This is a genomic window from Haemophilus parainfluenzae (assembly GCF_900638025.1).
GTDB classification, from domain to species: Bacteria; Pseudomonadota; Gammaproteobacteria; order Enterobacterales; family Pasteurellaceae; genus Haemophilus_D; species Haemophilus_D parainfluenzae_J.
This window is the reverse complement of sequence record NZ_LR134481.1, coordinates 1102928-1120686: the sequence shown is the minus strand read 5'-3', so window position 1 is coordinate 1120686 and position 17759 is coordinate 1102928. Positions and strand designations below refer to the sequence as shown.

Sequence of the window (17759 nt, the reverse complement as noted above, 5' to 3'; positions counted from 1 at the left end):
GTAAAATAAAAAAACTTAACATTGCTCAGGAAGGAAATGATGACAATTCAACAATCACTCGAAAACATTCATCAACAAATCCAAACATCCACTCAACTTGCACATCGTCCTAAAAGTGCAGTCACTTTATTAGCGGTTTCTAAAACAAAACCCAATAAAGCGATTTTAGAAGCCTATCAAGCCGGACAAAAAGCATTTGGGGAAAACTATGTTCAAGAAGGCGTAGAGAAAATTCAGTATTTTGAAGGGCAAAATATTCAACTTGAATGGCATTTTATTGGGCCATTACAATCTAATAAAACGCGTCTTGTCGCAGAACATTTTGATTGGATGCAAACGCTAGAGCGTGCAAAAATTGCCGATCGTTTAAATGAACAGCGGCCTGCCAATAAAGCGCCTTTGAATGTTTTAATTCAAATTAATATCAGTGATGAAGCCAGTAAATCAGGTATTCAACCGAGTGAAATGATTGAGCTTGCAAAACACATTGAAAATCTACCGCACTTATGTTTACGTGGATTAATGGCGATCCCTGCACCAACAGATAATGTTGCTGAACAAGAAGCGGCTTTTAGCCAGATGGAACAGTTATTTGAACGACTTAAAGCCGCCCTCCCTCATCAACAAATTGATACGCTTTCTATGGGAATGACCGATGATATGCAAAGTGCCATTAAATGCGGTTCAACGATGGTACGTATTGGTACGGCTATTTTTGGCGCAAGAGATTATTCGAAAAAATAATGAATAGAGAATAAAAAAGCGGTCAAAATTGACCGCTCTTTGATCAGGATTTAATTAAACTTCTTCACTCTTTTCAGAGAAACGTTCAATCTTCGCACCTAAACAACGAAGTTTATCCTCAACGTGCTCATAACCACGATCGATATGATAAATACGATCAACAATGGTTTCACCACTTGCGATACATCCTGCTAACACAAGGCTGATTGATGCGCGTAAATCGGTTGCCATCACTTCTGCACCAGAAAGATGCTCAACTCCATGACAAATCGCCGTGTTACCTTCAATTTCAGCTTTACCACCCATACGAATTAATTCTGGAATATGCATAAAACGGTTTTCAAAGATGGTTTCAGTAATAATACTGGTACCTTCTGCCACCATATTTAGCAAGGTGAACTGCGCTTGCATATCCGTAGGGAAACCTGGGTGTGGTGCAGTACGAATATTGACAGCTTTTGGACGATTACCGTACATATCTAACGTAATGCTATCTTCTGTGACTTCAACTTCCGCCCCTGCTTCACGAAGTTTATCAATCACCGCATCCATCGTATCCGCTTTAGTGTTTTTGCATACCACGCGTCCACCAGAAATCGCACCTGCAATTAAAAATGTACCTGTTTCAATACGATCTGGTACCACGCTATGTTCACAGCCTGTTAAACGCTCAACGCCTTCAACCACAATATGATCCGTACCTGCACCAGTAATTTTTGCGCCAATTTTATTAAGGAAATCTGCTGTATCAACGATTTCTGGCTCACGAGCAGCGTTTTCAATGATGGTTGTACCTTTTGCAAGTGTTGCAGCCATCATGATAGATAAAGTTGCACCAACGCTCACTTTTTCCATCACAATACGTGTACCTACAAGGCGATCTGCGACAACCGCTTTTACATAACCTTCGTCAAGCTCAATCGTTGCACCGAGTTTTTCTAAGCCGCTAATATGAAGATCCACTGGACGCGCACCAATTGAACAGCCACCTGGTAACGAGACTTGGCCTTGATTAAAACGTGCCACCAATGGTGCTAGTGCCCAAATAGAGGCTCGCATGGTTTTTACTAATTCATACGGTGCAACGAAGTGATCAATTTTAGAACAATCTAATAATACTGCACCTTTAGCATCACGCTCTACCACAACGCCAAGTTTACGTAAGATTTTTAAGGTTGTATCAATATCTTTTAGTTCTGGTACGTTTGTTAATTTAACCGGCTCAGTTGCCAAAATTGCGGCAAAAAGAATAGGAAGTGCCGCATTTTTTGCACCGGAGATGGTTACTGTACCACTTAAGCGAGATTGCCCGCCATAAACACGAAATTTTTCCATAGAAAATCCTAGCTTGCTTGATGTAATAGACGATCCATTTTCCACTTTTCAGTGGTATAGGTTTTAATCGTTAAAGCATGAATTTCGCCAGTTTGAAAGTAAGGCATCAATGGCGCATAGATGGTTTGTTGCTGTTTTAATTTGGAAAGTGCTGAGATTTCATCACTTACTACAATCACACCAAAGTGAGCATTTTCACCTTGAGCATAAACCTCATCTACATTCAGGCTTTCTTTTAAAATACGTTCAATTTCTTGCAGTTCCATTCGGATTTCCGTTTTAATTATGATCGATAAAAGTGCTAATCCAATGAGATAAATTCACTAAATCAGCAAGGGTTAATAACTGTTCTGGAGGGTTTATCAACCGCACTTTTTTATTTGGTAACTGCTCACAATCGTGTAGAAAATCACACAATAATGCAAAACCAGCAGAATCAATTCGATTGATTTCAGTTAAATCAAATTCAATGAGACTTTGATTGTTTTGCTTTTCTGATAAAAAAGAAGCACGTTGTTGCCATAATGGTAACAACGTGTTGCGGGATAGCTCCCCCGATAATTGGAGAGCTATCTTATCATTATTTTGGATTAAATCCCACTTTAACGCAGTCATTCGCTTATTTGCTCAATGTCACTGGTGTTGCGGCCGATTTTTGAATTTGAGCTGTTAATGCTTCAATACCTTGTTGGCGTAAGATACCGCTCCATTCATTTTGTTTAGTCACTACCATGCTTACACCTTCAGCGACCATGTCATAAGCTTGCCATTGAGATGTTTTACTGTTTTTACGCCATTTAAAATCTAATTTGATTGGCGCTTGTCCACCATTTTGAACGATATTGACACGAATACTAACTAAATTCTTATTCCCCACCTCTTTAGCTGGTTCAATTTGAATATTTTGATCAGTATAAGCAGTTAAAACTTGTGCATAAGCTTGTTCAATAAAATCGCTGAAGGCTTTAAAGAATTTTTCACGTTGTTCTGGTGTGGTTGATTTAAAATGTGAACCTAATACCAAAGAACCTGCATAGTTTACTTGCACGTAAGGTAATAAATCATTACGCACGATAGTACGTAAATAATTTGGATCCTTTTTAATTTTCGCCTGATTATTTTTGATATCAGAAAATAACTTATCTGATGCTTGCTGCATCAGCACATAAGGACTGGTTTCTGCACGTACAGTTTGAGTCACAAAAAGCGTAGCCACTGCAAATGCCATTAGGCTAAACCATTTTTTTAACTGAATAAATTTCATCATAAATCTCCTAAATAAAGATTATTATTTTACATCTGATTCTGCTTTGTCAGCATTACCATCTACTTTTTTATCACCGTAAAGGAACTGACCGATTAAATCTTCCAATACCATTGCGGATTTAGTGTCTTGAATTTGGCTACCGTTTTTTAGCATTGCGGTTTCACCATCATCAAACCCCATGCTTAAAGCGATATATTGCTCGCCTAATAATCCTGATGTTTTGATCGATAACGAACTGTTTTCTGGAATTTCTTGATATTCTTCATTAATCGCAATACTGACTTTTGGCAAGTACGATTTTTCGTCTAACGTAATATCAGACACGCGACCAATGACTACCCCACCAAGTTTAAGTGGTGCACGGACTTTTAGTCCACCAATATTGTCAAAAGTTGCAATGACGGTATAAGATTTTGTTTCTCCAAAACCTTGAACATTTGCTACGCGTAAGCCAAGAAACACTAACGCAGCGATACCAAGTAGTAAAAATAAGCCTACCCAAAATTCATATTTAATTGTTTGTCTCATAAAAATACCCTTTTAGCCTGCCCCAAACATAATAGCAGTTAAGATGAAATCCAGCCCAAGTACCACTAGTGATGCGTGGACAACTGTTCTAGTTGTGGCTTGACTGATACCTTCAGATGTTGGCATACAATCATAACCATTGAATAACGCAATCCACACCACCGCAATGGCGAAAAATACGCTTTTTATAAATCCGTTTAGAATGTCATAGCTCCAGCTCACTGAGTTTTGCATCACTGACCAGAAACTACCAGCATCCACACCTTTCCAATCAACTCCCACAAGCGAGCCACCCCAAATACCAATCGCAGTAAAAAGAATCGCAAGAATTGGCATCGCAATTACCCCCGCCCAAAAGCGTGGCGCTATCACTCGACGTAGCGGATCAACCGCCATCATTTCAAGACTGGAAAGTTGTTCCGTAGCTTTCATCAAGCCAATTTCAGCCGTTAACGCAGAACCTGCACGACCAGCGAACAGAAGTGCGGTTACTACGGGGCCTAATTCACGTAATAAAGACAGTGCCACAAGTTGTCCAAGGCTGGTTTCTGCTGAAAAATCAACTAAGACTACATAGCCCTGTAAACCTAGCACCATTCCAATAAATAAACCTGAAAGCAGGATAATTAATAACGACTGTACGCCTAATACATGTAATTGCTTGACTAACACGGGAAAATGTTGACGAATTTGTGGTTTACCCACTAACGCACCGAACAACATAAAGCCTGAACGGCCTAACGCGCGGAAAAATTTGATTACGCTTCGTCCAAGTGAAGAAATCATATCAACGATCATTTAAATAACTCCTCCACATAATCACCTGCCGGATAATGGAATTTTACCGGACCATCTGCTTCACCTTTCAAGAACTGCACCACTTGAGGATCTTGGCTAGCAAGCAGTTGTTCTGATGTTCCTTCAGCGATCACATGCTTATCCGCAATAATATAGGCATAATCCGCAATACTTAATATTTCATTCACATCATGAGAAACCACGATAGACGTTAAGTTCAGCGCTTCATTTAAGCGTTTAATTAAGCTCACGATTACGCCCATGCTGATTGGATCTTGCCCTGTAAACGGCTCATCAAACATGATTAAATCTGGGTCAAGTGCTATCGCTCGAGCTAATGCTGCACGACGCGCCATCCCACCAGAAAGCTCTGAAGGCATTAAATCTGCAGCACCTCGTAAGCCCACCGCTTCTAATTTCATCAACACAATTTGACGAATTAGACTTTCTGGCAAACGCGTATGCTCGCGAATCGGAAATGCCACGTTATCAAACGTTGAAATATCCGTAAATAATGCACCTGATTGGAATAACATTCCCATGCGTTTACGCACTTCATAAAGCTCTCGATTTGAAAGACGACAAATATCTTGTCCATCAAACAAAATCTCACCTTGTTCAGGATGCAACTGACCACCGATTAATTTTAGTAGCGTGGTTTTCCCGATCCCTGATGGCCCCATAATGGCCGTAATTTTGCCCTGTTGGACTTTCAAATTCAGGTTATCGTAAATCACACGCTCACCTCGTTTAAAGGTCAGGTTTTTGACTTCGATTAGATTTTTATTCATTAAAATCTCATTGGTTTTATAAGAAGAAATTTATTTTTCTCTCACGTTAAAAAAGTGCGGTCGTTTTGACCTCTATTTTTGTGAAAGGTTCAAGCGGCGTTTCAATAACGTCGTGAAGCCACGTAATAACACAAAAATCAATGACAACACATAAATAGGTAAATTACCTAATGCTGCATAAGGCGTTTTGCCTTCTGTTGGCACCATTTTATGGGTCAACGTTGTTTCCTCAAATTGAGGCGCTTGGGCTTCAATGTTGCCTTTTGCATCAATAAACACTGAAATACCCGTATTCGTTGCACGAATTAATGGTTTGCCTAATTCGAGTGCGCGCATTCTAGCCATTTGTAAATGCTGCCAAGGGCCAATACTATCACCAAACCATGCATCATTAGAAATCGTCAGCAAATAATCTGTTTCTTTTTTCAGATTTTCACGAAGTTGCTCACCAAAAATAATTTCATAACAAATAGCCGGTGCGAAAGCATGTTGTTTTGCCATAAAAGATGGCTGTACTACATCGCCACTTTGGAATGCAGACATTGGCAAATTAAATACGGAATTAAGCGGACGTAACAAACTTTCTAACGGCACGTACTCACCAAATGGCACGAGATGATGTTTGCTGTAACGATTTTTTGTCGTCAGCTCATAAGGGAAATCAGGATTCCCGGCCGTCACAATGGAATTTAATAATTTACCGCTTTGCTCATCGCGATATACAGTACCAATCATCACTTCCGTGTTTTTCTCTTTCGTGACTTTATCTAAAGCTTCAAAAAATGGCGTAATGGTATTTTCCAAAGTTGGCAACGCAGACTCGGGCAAAATAATCAAATCAGACTTGCCTAAATGCGCCAAAATTTGTTTTTGATAGATATCTACGGTGGCATAAAGATATTCAGGATCCCATTTTAAATTTTGCTCAATATTACCTTGTGCAAGCGTGATAGTTAGTCCTTTACCTTCTTTGGGTTGAACAAAATTCACCTTACCTGCATAAGCACTTAATCCCCCTACAACCAATAATAGCAATGCATTTACACCGACTAAATTCCATTGTTTTTTTGATAGTGAAAAAACAAAATTAAAAATGACCGCACTTGCCCAAACGGTAAAGAATGTCATCCCCGTGACACCAAAAATCGGCGCGATACCGTAAAACGGACTGTCGATTTGAGTATAACCAAATTGTAACCAAGGAAAACCGGTAAACACCCAACCACGCAAGAATTCAGTTAATGTCCAAATCGCGGCAAAAATGACCGCACTTTGCACCTGAAAACGCTGCACTAAATAAGTGAAAAGCATTGGATAAAGTGCAAGATAGGCCGAAAGTAAGCCCACCAAGAGATAGCTCACGCCAAGGGATGCCCCACCAAATTGATGAATACTGACATTCAACCAACTTACACCAAAACAGAAAAAGCCCATTGACCACAAAAAGGTGGCCAAAAGTGCGGTTGATTTTTTGGCATTTTTCGCCACAAAAAGCAATCCGCCTAAGGATACATAGGCTAATCCCCAATAATCAAACGGTGAAAAGGCAAATACGCCAATTACGCCAGAAATTAGGGCTATAAGATAAACGACTAATTTATTCATTTTATCCATACTACAAAAAACATTCCCCCTCTTTAGTAAAGAGGGGGCTAAGAATACGGTCAAACTGAGTAACTTACTCAGCTTGCTCTTCCACGCCTGCCATATCCGTCAAATGCTCATCTGGCACGGTTACACGTATCTGAATTAAACGGCGACTATCAGCAGAAGTCACTTTAAACTGGATATTTTCTAAGGTGATTTCTTCACCACGCTTAGGCAAATACCCAAAGGCTTGCATGATTAAACCGCCAATGGTATCCACTTCTTCATCATCAAAATGCGTATTAAATTGCGCATTAAAATCATCAATATCCGTTAGTGCACGCACGGCATAAGTGTGGCGAGAAAGCTGACGAATATCCGCGACATCTTCCTCATCAAATTCGTCTTCAATATCACCAACAATTTGTTCGAGAATATCTTCGATGGTCACTAAACCTGATACCGCACCAAACTCATCTACCACAATTGCCATATGGAAACGCTCAGAGCGAAAATCTTTTAACATACGATCAACACGTTTACTTTCCGGCACAATCACAACTGGACGTAACAACTTGGAAAGTTCGAACTCTTCCGCATCTTCACGTAAAAACTTAAGCAAATCTTTTGCGTGCAAAATACCTTCAATATTATCGCGGTCATCCGTATCTGCAATCACAGGAAAACGAGAGTGGGCAGATTCAATAATGGTATTCAAGCAGGCATCGAGATCTTGATTCGATTCAATAAATACAATTTGCGAGCGAGGAATCATGATATCTCGCACGCGAAGCTCTGCGATTTCCATTACCCCTTCAATCATCTCACGAGTGTTTTGATCGATTAAATCGTTTTGTTCTGAATCGCGAATCACTTCGACGAGTTCTTCACGGTTTTTCAACTCACCTTGGAAAAAGCGGCCAATAAGTGATTGGAAAAAAGATTTTTTAGTTGTTTCAGTTTGATTACTCGAATGTTCTTCGTTCATAAAATTAAATGTGTTACTGTCGGATTGACGGTGTGAAAAGTAGCATATTTTGACCAAAAGCGCAAAAAACTTCAGATAAATGGCTGAAAATAAAGTGCGGTTAAAAACGTGATAATTTTTAACCGCACTTTCAATGATTACCTATTTAAACCTAAACTCTGTCCACTGGTAATACCGCTCACCAGCTTTTTGAATACCACCATAATTCTGCCATTCTGGGTGATTTGGGGTATCGGGAAGGCATTGAGTTTCAAGTGCGATGCCACTGAAATCTTGATAAGTGCCATCTTTACGAGTTGGAGTGCCTGCAAGATAGTTTCCCGTATATACCTGTAATGCGGCTTGGGATGTAAGCACTTCAAGGCTTAAATCTTCATTAGGGGAAGTCAATAATACACAAGGCTTTTGCCATGCTTTATTGACAATAAAGGAATGATCGTAGCCTTTCGTGACCACTTGATCGCCTTGTTGGAAATCTTGTACGATTGGTTTTGCCACACGAAAATCAAAGCTGGTATTCACCACATGCTTAAGCGGTGAATTGGGGATGCCTTCGCCATCAACCGGTAGATAAAAATCCGCATTAAGGCGTAATATATGATTTCTCACATCACTGCCCTGCTCAGCATTTTCTAAATTGAAATAAGCGTGGTTCGTTAAGTTAAGTGCGGTATCTTTATCACTTTCTGCTTCATATTCAATTTTTACGCTATTTTCATCGGTCAGCGTGTAAAGTACATTAACTTGTACATTGCCTTCAAAACCTTGATCACCATCGGGAGACACAAGGGAAAAACGCACAAAATTCTGACCGCACTCTCCCACTTTCCAACGGCGTTTATCAAAGCCTTCTTTACCACCATGTAATTGATGATTGCCTTGACTCGCGACCAGCTGGATTGTTCGCTCACCTAATTCAAATTGGGCGTTAGCAACACGGTTCGCATAGCGTCCTACGCTTGCGCCCAAATAAGCCGTTTGATGAGGATAATCTTCCACTTTGCAGCCAAGTAAAACTTCTCGCAACTCACCATTCACGGGAACTTTACAAGAAAGCCAAGTGGCTCCCCAATCCATAAATTGCACCGTCATGCCATGTAAATTGGTGAGTTGAACAAGTTGATAAGGCTGTCCATCTGGTGCATTGAACGCCGTTTTTTCTAGCATAGACTCACTCCTTGTGAGGCTGTGCAAACGTAGAAATCTTCTTTTAACCCTGTTTGTTTTTCGTAATTATCGGCAATAATTTTACGCACGGCTTCGACTTTATCATGAGGAGCAAGGGCAACAATACAGCCACCAAAACCACCGCCTGTCATTCTCGCACCACCAGTTTTACCAATCACTAATTGAGCAAGTTCAACAAGATAATCGATTTGCGGCACGGTAATCTCGAAATCATCGCGCATTGATTCGTGAGATTGTCCCATTAACTCGCCTAATTTTGTTAAATCGTTATGTTTTAAGGTTTCAACAGCATCAAGTACGCGTTGGTTTTCAGTCACCACATGGCGTGCTCGTTTTGCTACTAAAGGATCAAGTGCGGTCAATTCCGCTTCTCTTTTTTGGAATTCTTCTACTGACACATCACGTAACGCTTTTACGCCAAAGAATTCTGCCGCTTTTTCACATTGCCAACGGCGTGTGTTGTATTCACCTGTCACCAAATCATGGGGTACATTTGAGTTCACAATAATGACGGCAACATCTTTCGGCACAGGCGTTGGTTGTGTTTCTAAGCTACGGCAATCAATCATTAAGAGATGATCTTTTTGTCCTAAAGCGGAAATTAATTGATCCATGTTCCCGCAATTTGCGCCAACAAATTTGTTTTCAGCTTTTTGACCAATTAAAGCAATCTCTGTATGTGTTAAAGGTAAATCACTGAGTTGTTGGCAGAACTTACCCGTCGCTACTTCAAGAGCAGCAGAAGAACTCAAACCAGAAGAATGTGGCACATTTCCGGAAATCACCAAATCAGCACCTTGTTTAAATTGTGGGCAACGTTCTTGGATAAATTTAACGACACCACGCACATAATTCGCCCATTTTTGCTCACTTTGAGGGAAATCTTCATCAAGAGAAAAGGTATCCTCAAGATCAAGATCTGCTGCATAAACATTCCAAATATGATCAGCACGTTTTGAGCCCGCAATGGCTGTACCATAATTGATCGCACAAGGCATTACAAAGCCATCATTGTAGTCGGTATGTTCGCCGATAATGTTCACACGACCTGGTGCATACACGGTCAGTTCAGGTTGCTTGTTATATTTTTGCGTAAAAATGTGTTGGGATTTTTGGACTGGAGTCATATTATTTTCCTTTATCTTTCACACTCCCTCTTAATTCAAGAGGGAAAGGATTTCTTAACGTTCTTTATAATGTACTTCGCTTAACGCACGTAATCTTTCTGCGGCTTGTTCAGCGGTGAGGTCACGTTGGCTTTCGCCTAGCATTTCATAGCCCACCATAAATTTGCGAACTGTAGCTGAACGCAACAATGGTGGATAAAAATGTGCATGAAGCTGCCAATGTTCGTTATCTTCACCATTAAATGGTGCTGCATGGAAGCCCATCGAATAAGGGAAAGATGTTTCAAATAAGTTATCGTATTTTGTTGCCAATTTTTTCAATATCACGGCAAGATCTTTAGCTTGAGCTTCAGTTAATTCTGTTAAGCGTTTTACATGCACTTTAGGCAACAACAAGGTCTCAAATGGCCACACCGCCCAATAAGGTACCACCGCAACCCAATGCTCGGTTTCCACCACAACACGTTCTTTTTTCTCTAATTCTTTTTGAACGTAATCCACTAAAAGTACCGAACCGTGTTTTTCATAATAATTTCGTTGAGCAACATCTTCACGTGCGACTTCATTCGGTAAAAAGCTATTTGCCCAAATTTGTCCGTGCGGATGGGGATTGGAACATCCCATTGCCGCACCTTTGTTTTCAAAAATCTGTACCCACTGATATTTTTGACCCAGTTCACGCAATTGCTCTTGCCACACTTTAATCACTTCTTCAATTTCAAGTGCGGTCAATAATGGCAAGGTTTTGCTGTGATCTGGTGAAAAGCAAATAACACGGCTTTCACCACGAGCTTGGCTCATTTGGAAAAGAGGATCGGCTGATTGCTCTGGCGCGGGTGTATCTTCTAATAAAGCCGAGAAATCATTTTTGAATACATAAGGTTTATGGTAATCCGGATTAGGTTCGCCAGTGATACGCTTATTACGCGGGCAAAGATAACAATTTGGATCGTGGCTTGGCTTTTGTTCCTCACTCACTTTTTCTTGTTGCCCCTGCCATGGACGTTTAGCACGATGTGGCGAGACTAAAACCCATTGGTCAATTAACGGATTATAACGACGATGTGGATGATCTGCCGGTTCAAATACGGTTTCGCTCATATTTTTGCTCCGAAATGTAAACGATTACAAAAAAATTTCTGATAAGATAACAAATTAAAAAAATAAACCGTGATCATTATCACAAAATCAGCAAATAAGCTAATAATCCAATCAGTTTTTTGTGACGAATGTAGCATTTTTGAAAGTAACCGCTTTCAATTTTATTCAAATTTACTATGATAATTATCATGAAAAAATGAATGAGATTCCTGTTATGCCTACAATTCGAGATGTTGCTGAATTAGCTTGCGTGTCGGTTGCCACTGTTTCTCGGGTAATGAATCACTCTCCCTCTGTCAGTGAAAAAACTCGCCATTCGGTACAACGTGCGATGGAAGTTTTAAATTATCAACCTAATGCGAATGCTCAAGCTCTAGCGATACAAAACACCGATACCATTGGTGTAGTCGTTACGGATGTGACAGATCCATTCTTTGCTATCTTGGTTAAATCGGTCGATAAAGTCGCTGAAGAGCATCAAAAAACGATTTTGATCGGCATTGGATACCACTACGCAGAAAAAGAGCGTGAAGCCATTGATACCTTGCTACGCAAACGTTGTAGCTGTTTAGTCGTTCATTCCAAAGCCCTTTCTGACGAAGAGTTACAGCATTATTTAGAAAATGTACCCGGTATGGTGGTGATTAACCGTGTGATTGCAGGCTATGAAAATCGTTGCGTGAGTCTCGATAATCGACAAGGTACTTATCTTGCCACTGAAATGCTGATTCGTTATGGCCATAAGCACATTGCCTATATTGGTTCCAATCACGGTATTTTAGATGAAACAGAACGTAAGGAAGGCTACTTAGAGGCCTTAGAAGCACATAACTTCCCCATTGTAGAACAAGCCATTGTGCATAATTCACCTGATTTTGAAGGCGGTGAAAAGGCCATGATTGATTTATTAAGCTACAACTCCAACTTAACCGCTGTGGTAGCCTATAACGATACAATGGCAGCGGGGGCAATTTCTGTTTTAAATGAAAACAATATCAAAGTCCCGAAACAATTTTCTATTGTAGGATTTGATGATATGCCGATTGCTCGATATTTAATTCCGAAACTTACCACTATTCGATATCCAATTGATTTAATGGCAAATTATGCCGCAAAGCTAGCACTAAGTTTAGTCGACTCTTCGATTGTGACCCCCACTGTTGTACAGTTTAATCCAACGTTGGTAAGACGTTTTTCTGTAGAAAATGCAATGAAACCGTGATGAAGATCACAAATTTAAAGATTGCCATGTAATCGTTTTCATTTATGTGAGTTTGATCACAGATTAATGATGCTGATTTCGTTATGATGAACTCAGTTGCAATAGATGTACGCAACATGTCTCTATTTGATATATAAAAAATCAACAATAAAATCTCTTTCTCTACATAGGAGCGTTTTTATGAAAAAAACAGCAGTATTAAGTACGGTCGCTTTAGCAATCGGTTTAAGTTCAGCTACTTCAGGTTTCGCAGCCGATAACCGTATTGGTGTTACCATTTATAAATATGATGACAACTTCATGTCATTGATGCGTAAAGAAATCGATAAAGAAGCGAAAGCCCTTGGCGGCATTGAGTTATTAATGAATGACTCTCAAAATGCACAATCTATTCAAAACGACCAAGTAGATGGCTTGCTTTCTAAAGGTGTGAAAGCCTTAGCGATTAACTTAGTAGACCCAGCAGCTGCTTCAACTGTTATCAAGAAAGCGAAACAAGATGACATTCCTGTTGTTTTCTTCAATAAAGATCCGGGCGCCAAAGCAATCGGTAGCTACGATCACGCTTACTATGTTGGTACTGATCCGAAAGAATCTGGTTTAATCCAAGGTGATCTAATTGCAAAACAATGGAAAGCAATGCCAGACTTAGACTTAAACAAAGATGGTAAAATTCAATATGTGCTATTAAAAGGTGAACCTGGTCACCCGGATGCTGAAGCGCGTACTAAATATGTAATTGAGCAATTAAATGCTAAAGGTATCCAAACCGAACAATTATTTATTGATACCGGTATGTGGGATGCAGCAATGGCAAAAGATAAAGTGGATGCCTGGTTATCTAGTTCTAAGGCCAATCAAATTGAAATAATTATTTCAAATAATGATGGTATGGCATTAGGCGCATTAGAAGCAACCAAAGCTCACGGTAAAAAACTACCAATCTTTGGTGTAGATGCGTTACCAGAGGTACTTCAATTAATTAAGAAAGGCGAAATTGCAGGTACGGTATTAAACGATGGTGTTAACCAAGGTAAAGCAGTTGTTCAACTTTCTGCAAACCTTGCTAACGGTAAAGCAGCAACAGAAGGTACACAATGGAAATTAGAAAACCGTGTGGTACGTATTCCTTATGTTGGTGTGGATAAAAATAACCTAAATGAATTCTTAAAATAAGAAAATCTATTGCTTTTCTTTAATTTTAGGGGAAAGGAAACCCAAATTCCCTTTCCCCTTTTTTGATGAGGTTGGATATGACAACTCAAACCCAAGACAGTGATGTACTACTGACGATGACGGATGTCAGTAAGTCTTTCCCCGGTGTAAAAGCCCTTGATCACGCCAATCTAACGGTTCGTTCCCACTCTGTTCACGCCTTAATGGGCGAAAACGGGGCGGGTAAATCGACACTATTAAAATGCCTCTTCGGAATTTATGCAAAAGATGAAGGTGAAATTTTATTCCTAGGCAAACCTGTTGATTTTAAAACATCAAAAGAAGCCCTTGAAAATGGGATTTCAATGGTTCACCAAGAACTTAACTTGGTGCGTCAAACCAGTGTAATGGATAACTTATGGTTAGGTCGATACCCACTTAAAGGTCCTTTTGTGGATCACGCCAAAATGTATCGTGATACCAAAGCAATTTTCGATGAATTGGGTATTGATGTTGATCCAAAAGAAAAAGTGGCCAAACTTTCCGTTTCACAAATGCAGATGATCGAAATTGCGAAAGCATTCTCTTATAACGCTAAAATCGTAATTATGGATGAGCCCACATCCTCACTTTCAGAAAAAGAAGTAGAACATCTTTTCAAAATTATTCAAAAATTAAAAGATCGTGGTTGTGGCATTATCTATATTTCACACAAAATGGATGAAATCTTCAAAATTTGTGATGAAATTACCATTCTTCGTGATGGTAAATGGATCAATACTGTTGAAGTTAAAGGCACCACCATGGAAGAAATTGTTTCAATGATGGTAGGCCGTGAATTAACACAACGTTTCCCTGAAAGAGCTAATGTACCAAAAGAAATCACGCTTGAAGTGGAACATTTAACTGCGGTGAACCAACCTTCCATTCAAGATGTTTCCTTTAATTTGCGCAAAGGTGAAATTTTAGGTATCGCAGGTCTTGTTGGAGCAAAACGAACCGATATTGTAGAAGCCATTTTTGGTGTACGCGAATTAAAAGAAGGGACGATCAAGCTCAACGGAAAAATCGTGAAAAATCATACCGCACTTGAGGCGATTAACCACGGTTTTGCTTTGGTGACTGAGGAACGTCGTTCAACTGGGATTTATTCAAACCTAAGTATTGAATTTAACTCTTTGATTTCAAATATGAAATCTTACCTCACCCCATGGAAATTGCTCAGCAATAAAAAAATGGCGAGCGATACACAATGGGTGATTGATGCGATGAACGTGAAAACACCTTCTCACAAAACAACGATTGGCTCGCTTTCTGGTGGTAACCAACAAAAAGTGATTATCGGTCGTTGGCTTTTAACCCAACCTGATATATTAATGCTCGATGAACCAACTCGTGGTATTGATATTGGGGCAAAATTTGAAATTTATCAGCTCATTCAAGAACTCGCTAAAAAAGATAAAGGCATCATTATGATTTCATCAGAAATGCCGGAATTATTAGGCGTAACAGACCGAATTTTGGTCATGAGTAATGGTCGTGTTGCTGGCATCGTTGAAACGGCAAAAACGTCTCAAGAAGAAATTTTGCAACTTGCCGCAAAATATTTATAAACCATAAAGGAACAAATTATGAGTGCCTTACCAAAAAATAAATCATTCGATTTCTTAAAACAAAATGCGATTTATTTTGTGTTGTTGATTTTACTTGGCATTATCATCGCACAAGATCCAACATTCTTGAATGTTCGCAACTTTAGTAACATTTTAACTCAATCATCCGTCCGTCTCATTATCGCCCTTGGTGTTGCAGGCTTGCTTATCACTCAAGGTACTGACTTATCGGCTGGTCGCCAAGTCGGTTTAGCCGCGGTTATTTCTGCTACCCTCTTGCAGTCAATGGAAAACATGAACCGGGTGTTCCCTAATTTAGGTGAAATTCCTATTCCAGTTGTTATTCTTATTGTTTGTGCTGTCGGTGCTGTAATCGGCTTAGTGAATGGTTTAGTTATCGCCTATCTCAACGTAACTCCATTCATTGCAACAATGGGTACCATGATCATCGTCTACGGTTTTAACTCACTTTATTACGATGGCGTGGGTGGTTCACCAATTGCTGGTTTCAGTGAGTCTTTCTCTAACTTCGCACAAGGCTTCTTCAGACTTGGTTCGTTCAAATTATCCTACATCACTATTTATGCGGCAATTTGTGCATTCTTAGTATGGGTAATGTGGAATAAAACACGCTTCGGTAAAAATATCTTTGCTATCGGTGGTAACCCTGAAGCAGCAAAAGTATCGGGCGTAAACGTAGCGCGTAACCTTGTTGTGATTTACATGATTGCAGGTATGTTCTATGCATTCGGTGGTATGTTAGAAGCAGGTCGTATCGGTAGTGCTACCAACAACCTTGGTTTCATGTATGAATTAGATGCGATTGCAGCCTGCGTAGTAGGTGGTGTATCTTTCGCTGGTGGTGTGGGTACTGTTATCGGTGTAATCACGGGTGTTATCATCTTCACCGTAATTAACTATGGTTTAACGTACATCGGTGTAAACCCTTACTGGCAATATATCATTAAAGGTAGCATTATCATCCTCGCGGTTGCTATCGACTCCTTAAAATACGCGAAGAAAAAATAATTAAAAACAACGATAAAAATGATCTGACCCCAAAAAGTTAGACTGTTATTTAAAGGATTGTTTTCGATATTGTACCGGACTCAGTCCTTTTAATTTTAGTTGAATCCGTCGGTGATTATAGTAATCCAAATAATCCCTGACGGCATCAACTATCTCCTCTCTACTGTTAAATTCCCGACCATAAAAACATTCTGTTTTTAATCGTCCAAAGAAACTTTCCATTGCGGCGTTGTCCAAGCAATTCCCTTTTCTCGACATACTTTGAATGATGCCATGTTCAGCCAAGATTCGACGATAAGCCACCATTTGATATTGCCATCCCTGGTCTGAATGTAAAATGACACCACAAGCTTTATTTAATCCTTTGACGGCTTGCATTAACATGTCCTCTACTTGCGCCCAGTTTGGGGAATAGCTGAGATTATATGAAACTATCTCATTGTTAAATAAGTCTAAAATTGGAGATAAATAGACTTTACTCCCATCTTTCGCCTTAAACTCGGTGATATCGGTCACCCATTTTTGGTTCGGGGCCGTTGCACTAAAATCGCGTTCAAGATGATTAGGAGCAATCACCCCTATCGTGCCTCGATAGGTCGTAAATTTCTTGCTTTTTCTTGACCGCACTTGAAGCCCAAGTGTCTGCATTAAACGTTGAACTTTTTTATGATTCACGCCTGGCAAGCAGGCATGAACACGTCGGTAGCCATAATCAGGATGATTGGCTTTGATGCGTTTAATGGTCTTTTTCAACAACTCATCCTTATCCAGTTTAATCTGAAGTTTAGCAAAAAACGTACTACGCGCTAATTGTGCAAAGCCTAAAAGCCATTTTAACGGATAGCGTGTTCTTAACCTTTGGATAATTTCCGTTGCTCGGCTTCGTCCTGAAGTCTGAGCCTTCTCAACTCCTTTAGGTAGGCTACCTCCGCTTCAAGCTGTAAAATTCTCAGGCGTAAACGGTCTTCTTCAGTTTTGGGTGGCGGTGGCATTTTTGCATATTTGGGTTTCATCGGCGGTCGTCCTGATGGTTTACGGGGAATAAGTCCTTTTATGCCACTTTTTTCAAACCGTTTCAACCATGTTCCGACTAAGGCGTTGGAAGGAATATTGTAAAAACGCGCAGTTTCTCTAATACTCATTTTCCCATTCAAAATAGGTTGAAGAACCTGTAATTTAAATTCGATTGTGTAGTGTTTACCCATAAAAAATCTGCACCTCAATTGTTGGTTTGGTTAGTCCAACTTTTGGGGTGCAGATCAAAATAACCGCACTTTAGCAATAAA

At 39.8% G+C, this 17759-nt stretch carries 19 protein-coding genes; 5 read left to right on the top strand and 14 right to left on the bottom strand.

The features are described from left to right. Nucleotides 1-39 precede the first annotated feature (39 nt). Entirely contained in the window at nucleotides 40-744 is a 705-nt protein-coding gene (locus EL215_RS05755; protein WP_126472013.1) for a YggS family pyridoxal phosphate-dependent enzyme, read from the top strand. Between the two features lie 54 nt (nucleotides 745-798). On the opposite strand, the gene murA is transcribed toward EL215_RS05755, so the two are convergent. The 12 genes from murA to galT form a co-directional block, all read right to left on the bottom strand. After that, nucleotides 799-2079 (bottom strand): UDP-N-acetylglucosamine 1-carboxyvinyltransferase, encoded by a 1281-nt coding sequence (gene murA / locus EL215_RS05750; protein ID WP_126470801.1) that lies wholly within the window; start codon nucleotides 2077-2079, stop codon nucleotides 799-801. 8 nt (nucleotides 2080-2087) lie between these two features. Further along, the gene (locus EL215_RS05745) at nucleotides 2088-2345 is read right to left on the bottom strand and encodes a BolA family protein (RefSeq protein WP_049366349.1); all 258 of its coding nucleotides are present in this window, start codon (nucleotides 2343-2345) and stop codon (nucleotides 2088-2090) included. 13 nt (nucleotides 2346-2358) lie between these two features. Continuing rightward, the gene (locus EL215_RS05740) at nucleotides 2359-2694 is read right to left on the bottom strand and encodes an STAS domain-containing protein (RefSeq protein WP_014064941.1); all 336 of its coding nucleotides are present in this window, start codon (nucleotides 2692-2694) and stop codon (nucleotides 2359-2361) included. A 4-nt stretch (nucleotides 2695-2698) separates the two neighbouring features. Beyond that, entirely contained in the window at nucleotides 2699-3346 is a 648-nt protein-coding gene (mlaC, locus tag EL215_RS05735; protein ID WP_126470800.1) for a phospholipid-binding protein MlaC, read from the bottom strand. Nucleotides 3347-3367: 21 nt separating this feature from the next. After that, nucleotides 3368-3874: an outer membrane lipid asymmetry maintenance protein MlaD gene (gene mlaD / locus EL215_RS05730; protein WP_126470798.1), complete on the bottom strand. Its 507-nt coding sequence runs from the start codon at nucleotides 3872-3874 to the stop codon at nucleotides 3368-3370. 12 nt (nucleotides 3875-3886) lie between these two features. Further along, complete coding sequence (gene mlaE, locus EL215_RS05725) at nucleotides 3887-4672, bottom strand: lipid asymmetry maintenance ABC transporter permease subunit MlaE (protein WP_126470796.1); 786 nt, start codon at nucleotides 4670-4672, stop codon at nucleotides 3887-3889. After that, complete coding sequence (gene mlaF / locus EL215_RS05720; protein ID WP_049355495.1) at nucleotides 4669-5463, bottom strand: phospholipid ABC transporter ATP-binding protein MlaF; 795 nt, start codon at nucleotides 5461-5463, stop codon at nucleotides 4669-4671. Before mlaF ends, mlaE begins: the two co-directional genes overlap by 4 nt. Nucleotides 5464-5535: 72 nt before the next feature. Then, nucleotides 5536-7068 carry an apolipoprotein N-acyltransferase gene (gene lnt, locus EL215_RS05715; protein ID WP_126470794.1) on the bottom strand — a complete coding sequence of 511 codons (1533 nt, stop codon included), beginning with the start codon at nucleotides 7066-7068 and terminating at the stop codon, nucleotides 5536-5538. A gap of 73 nt (nucleotides 7069-7141) precedes the next feature. Then, on the bottom strand, nucleotides 7142-8038 hold the full coding sequence (corC, locus tag EL215_RS05710) for a CNNM family magnesium/cobalt transport protein CorC (protein ID WP_126470792.1): 897 nt from the start codon (nucleotides 8036-8038) through the stop codon (nucleotides 7142-7144). 141 nt (nucleotides 8039-8179) lie between these two features. Continuing rightward, the gene (gene galM, locus EL215_RS05705) at nucleotides 8180-9205 is read right to left on the bottom strand and encodes a galactose-1-epimerase (RefSeq protein WP_126470790.1); all 1026 of its coding nucleotides are present in this window, start codon (nucleotides 9203-9205) and stop codon (nucleotides 8180-8182) included. Beyond that, nucleotides 9199-10353, bottom strand: a complete 1155-nt coding sequence (galK, locus tag EL215_RS05700; protein WP_126470788.1) for a galactokinase — start codon at nucleotides 10351-10353, stop codon at nucleotides 9199-9201. Before galK ends, galM begins: the two co-directional genes overlap by 7 nt. A gap of 54 nt (nucleotides 10354-10407) precedes the next feature. Next, on the bottom strand, nucleotides 10408-11454 hold the full coding sequence (gene galT, locus EL215_RS05695) for a galactose-1-phosphate uridylyltransferase (RefSeq protein WP_126470786.1): 1047 nt from the start codon (nucleotides 11452-11454) through the stop codon (nucleotides 10408-10410). Nucleotides 11455-11668: 214 nt separating this feature from the next. Here galT and EL215_RS05690 point away from each other — a divergent pair, with 214 nt between their 5' ends. From EL215_RS05690 to mglC, 4 genes are all read left to right on the top strand, one after another. After that, the gene (locus EL215_RS05690; RefSeq protein ID WP_126470785.1) at nucleotides 11669-12676 is read left to right on the top strand and encodes a substrate-binding domain-containing protein; all 1008 of its coding nucleotides are present in this window, start codon (nucleotides 11669-11671) and stop codon (nucleotides 12674-12676) included. 180 nt (nucleotides 12677-12856) lie between these two features. Further along, nucleotides 12857-13852, top strand: coding sequence for a galactose/glucose ABC transporter substrate-binding protein MglB (gene mglB, locus EL215_RS05685; protein WP_126470783.1), 996 nt, complete (start codon nucleotides 12857-12859; stop codon nucleotides 13850-13852). A 77-nt stretch (nucleotides 13853-13929) separates the two neighbouring features. Continuing rightward, complete coding sequence (gene mglA / locus EL215_RS05680; RefSeq protein WP_164757054.1) at nucleotides 13930-15444, top strand: galactose/methyl galactoside ABC transporter ATP-binding protein MglA; 1515 nt, start codon at nucleotides 13930-13932, stop codon at nucleotides 15442-15444. Between the two features lie 18 nt (nucleotides 15445-15462). Further along, on the top strand, nucleotides 15463-16473 hold the full coding sequence (gene mglC, locus EL215_RS05675) for a galactose/methyl galactoside ABC transporter permease MglC (RefSeq protein WP_126470779.1): 1011 nt from the start codon (nucleotides 15463-15465) through the stop codon (nucleotides 16471-16473). Nucleotides 16474-16518: 45 nt separating this feature from the next. On the opposite strand, the gene EL215_RS05670 is transcribed toward mglC, so the two are convergent. Continuing rightward, the gene (locus EL215_RS05670) at nucleotides 16519-17337 is read right to left on the bottom strand and encodes an IS3 family transposase (protein ID WP_232013322.1); all 819 of its coding nucleotides are present in this window, start codon (nucleotides 17335-17337) and stop codon (nucleotides 16519-16521) included. After that, on the bottom strand, nucleotides 17325-17678 hold the full coding sequence (locus EL215_RS05665; RefSeq protein ID WP_126469813.1) for a helix-turn-helix domain-containing protein: 354 nt from the start codon (nucleotides 17676-17678) through the stop codon (nucleotides 17325-17327). Before EL215_RS05665 ends, EL215_RS05670 begins: the two co-directional genes overlap by 13 nt. Nucleotides 17679-17759: the final 81 nt, after the last annotated feature.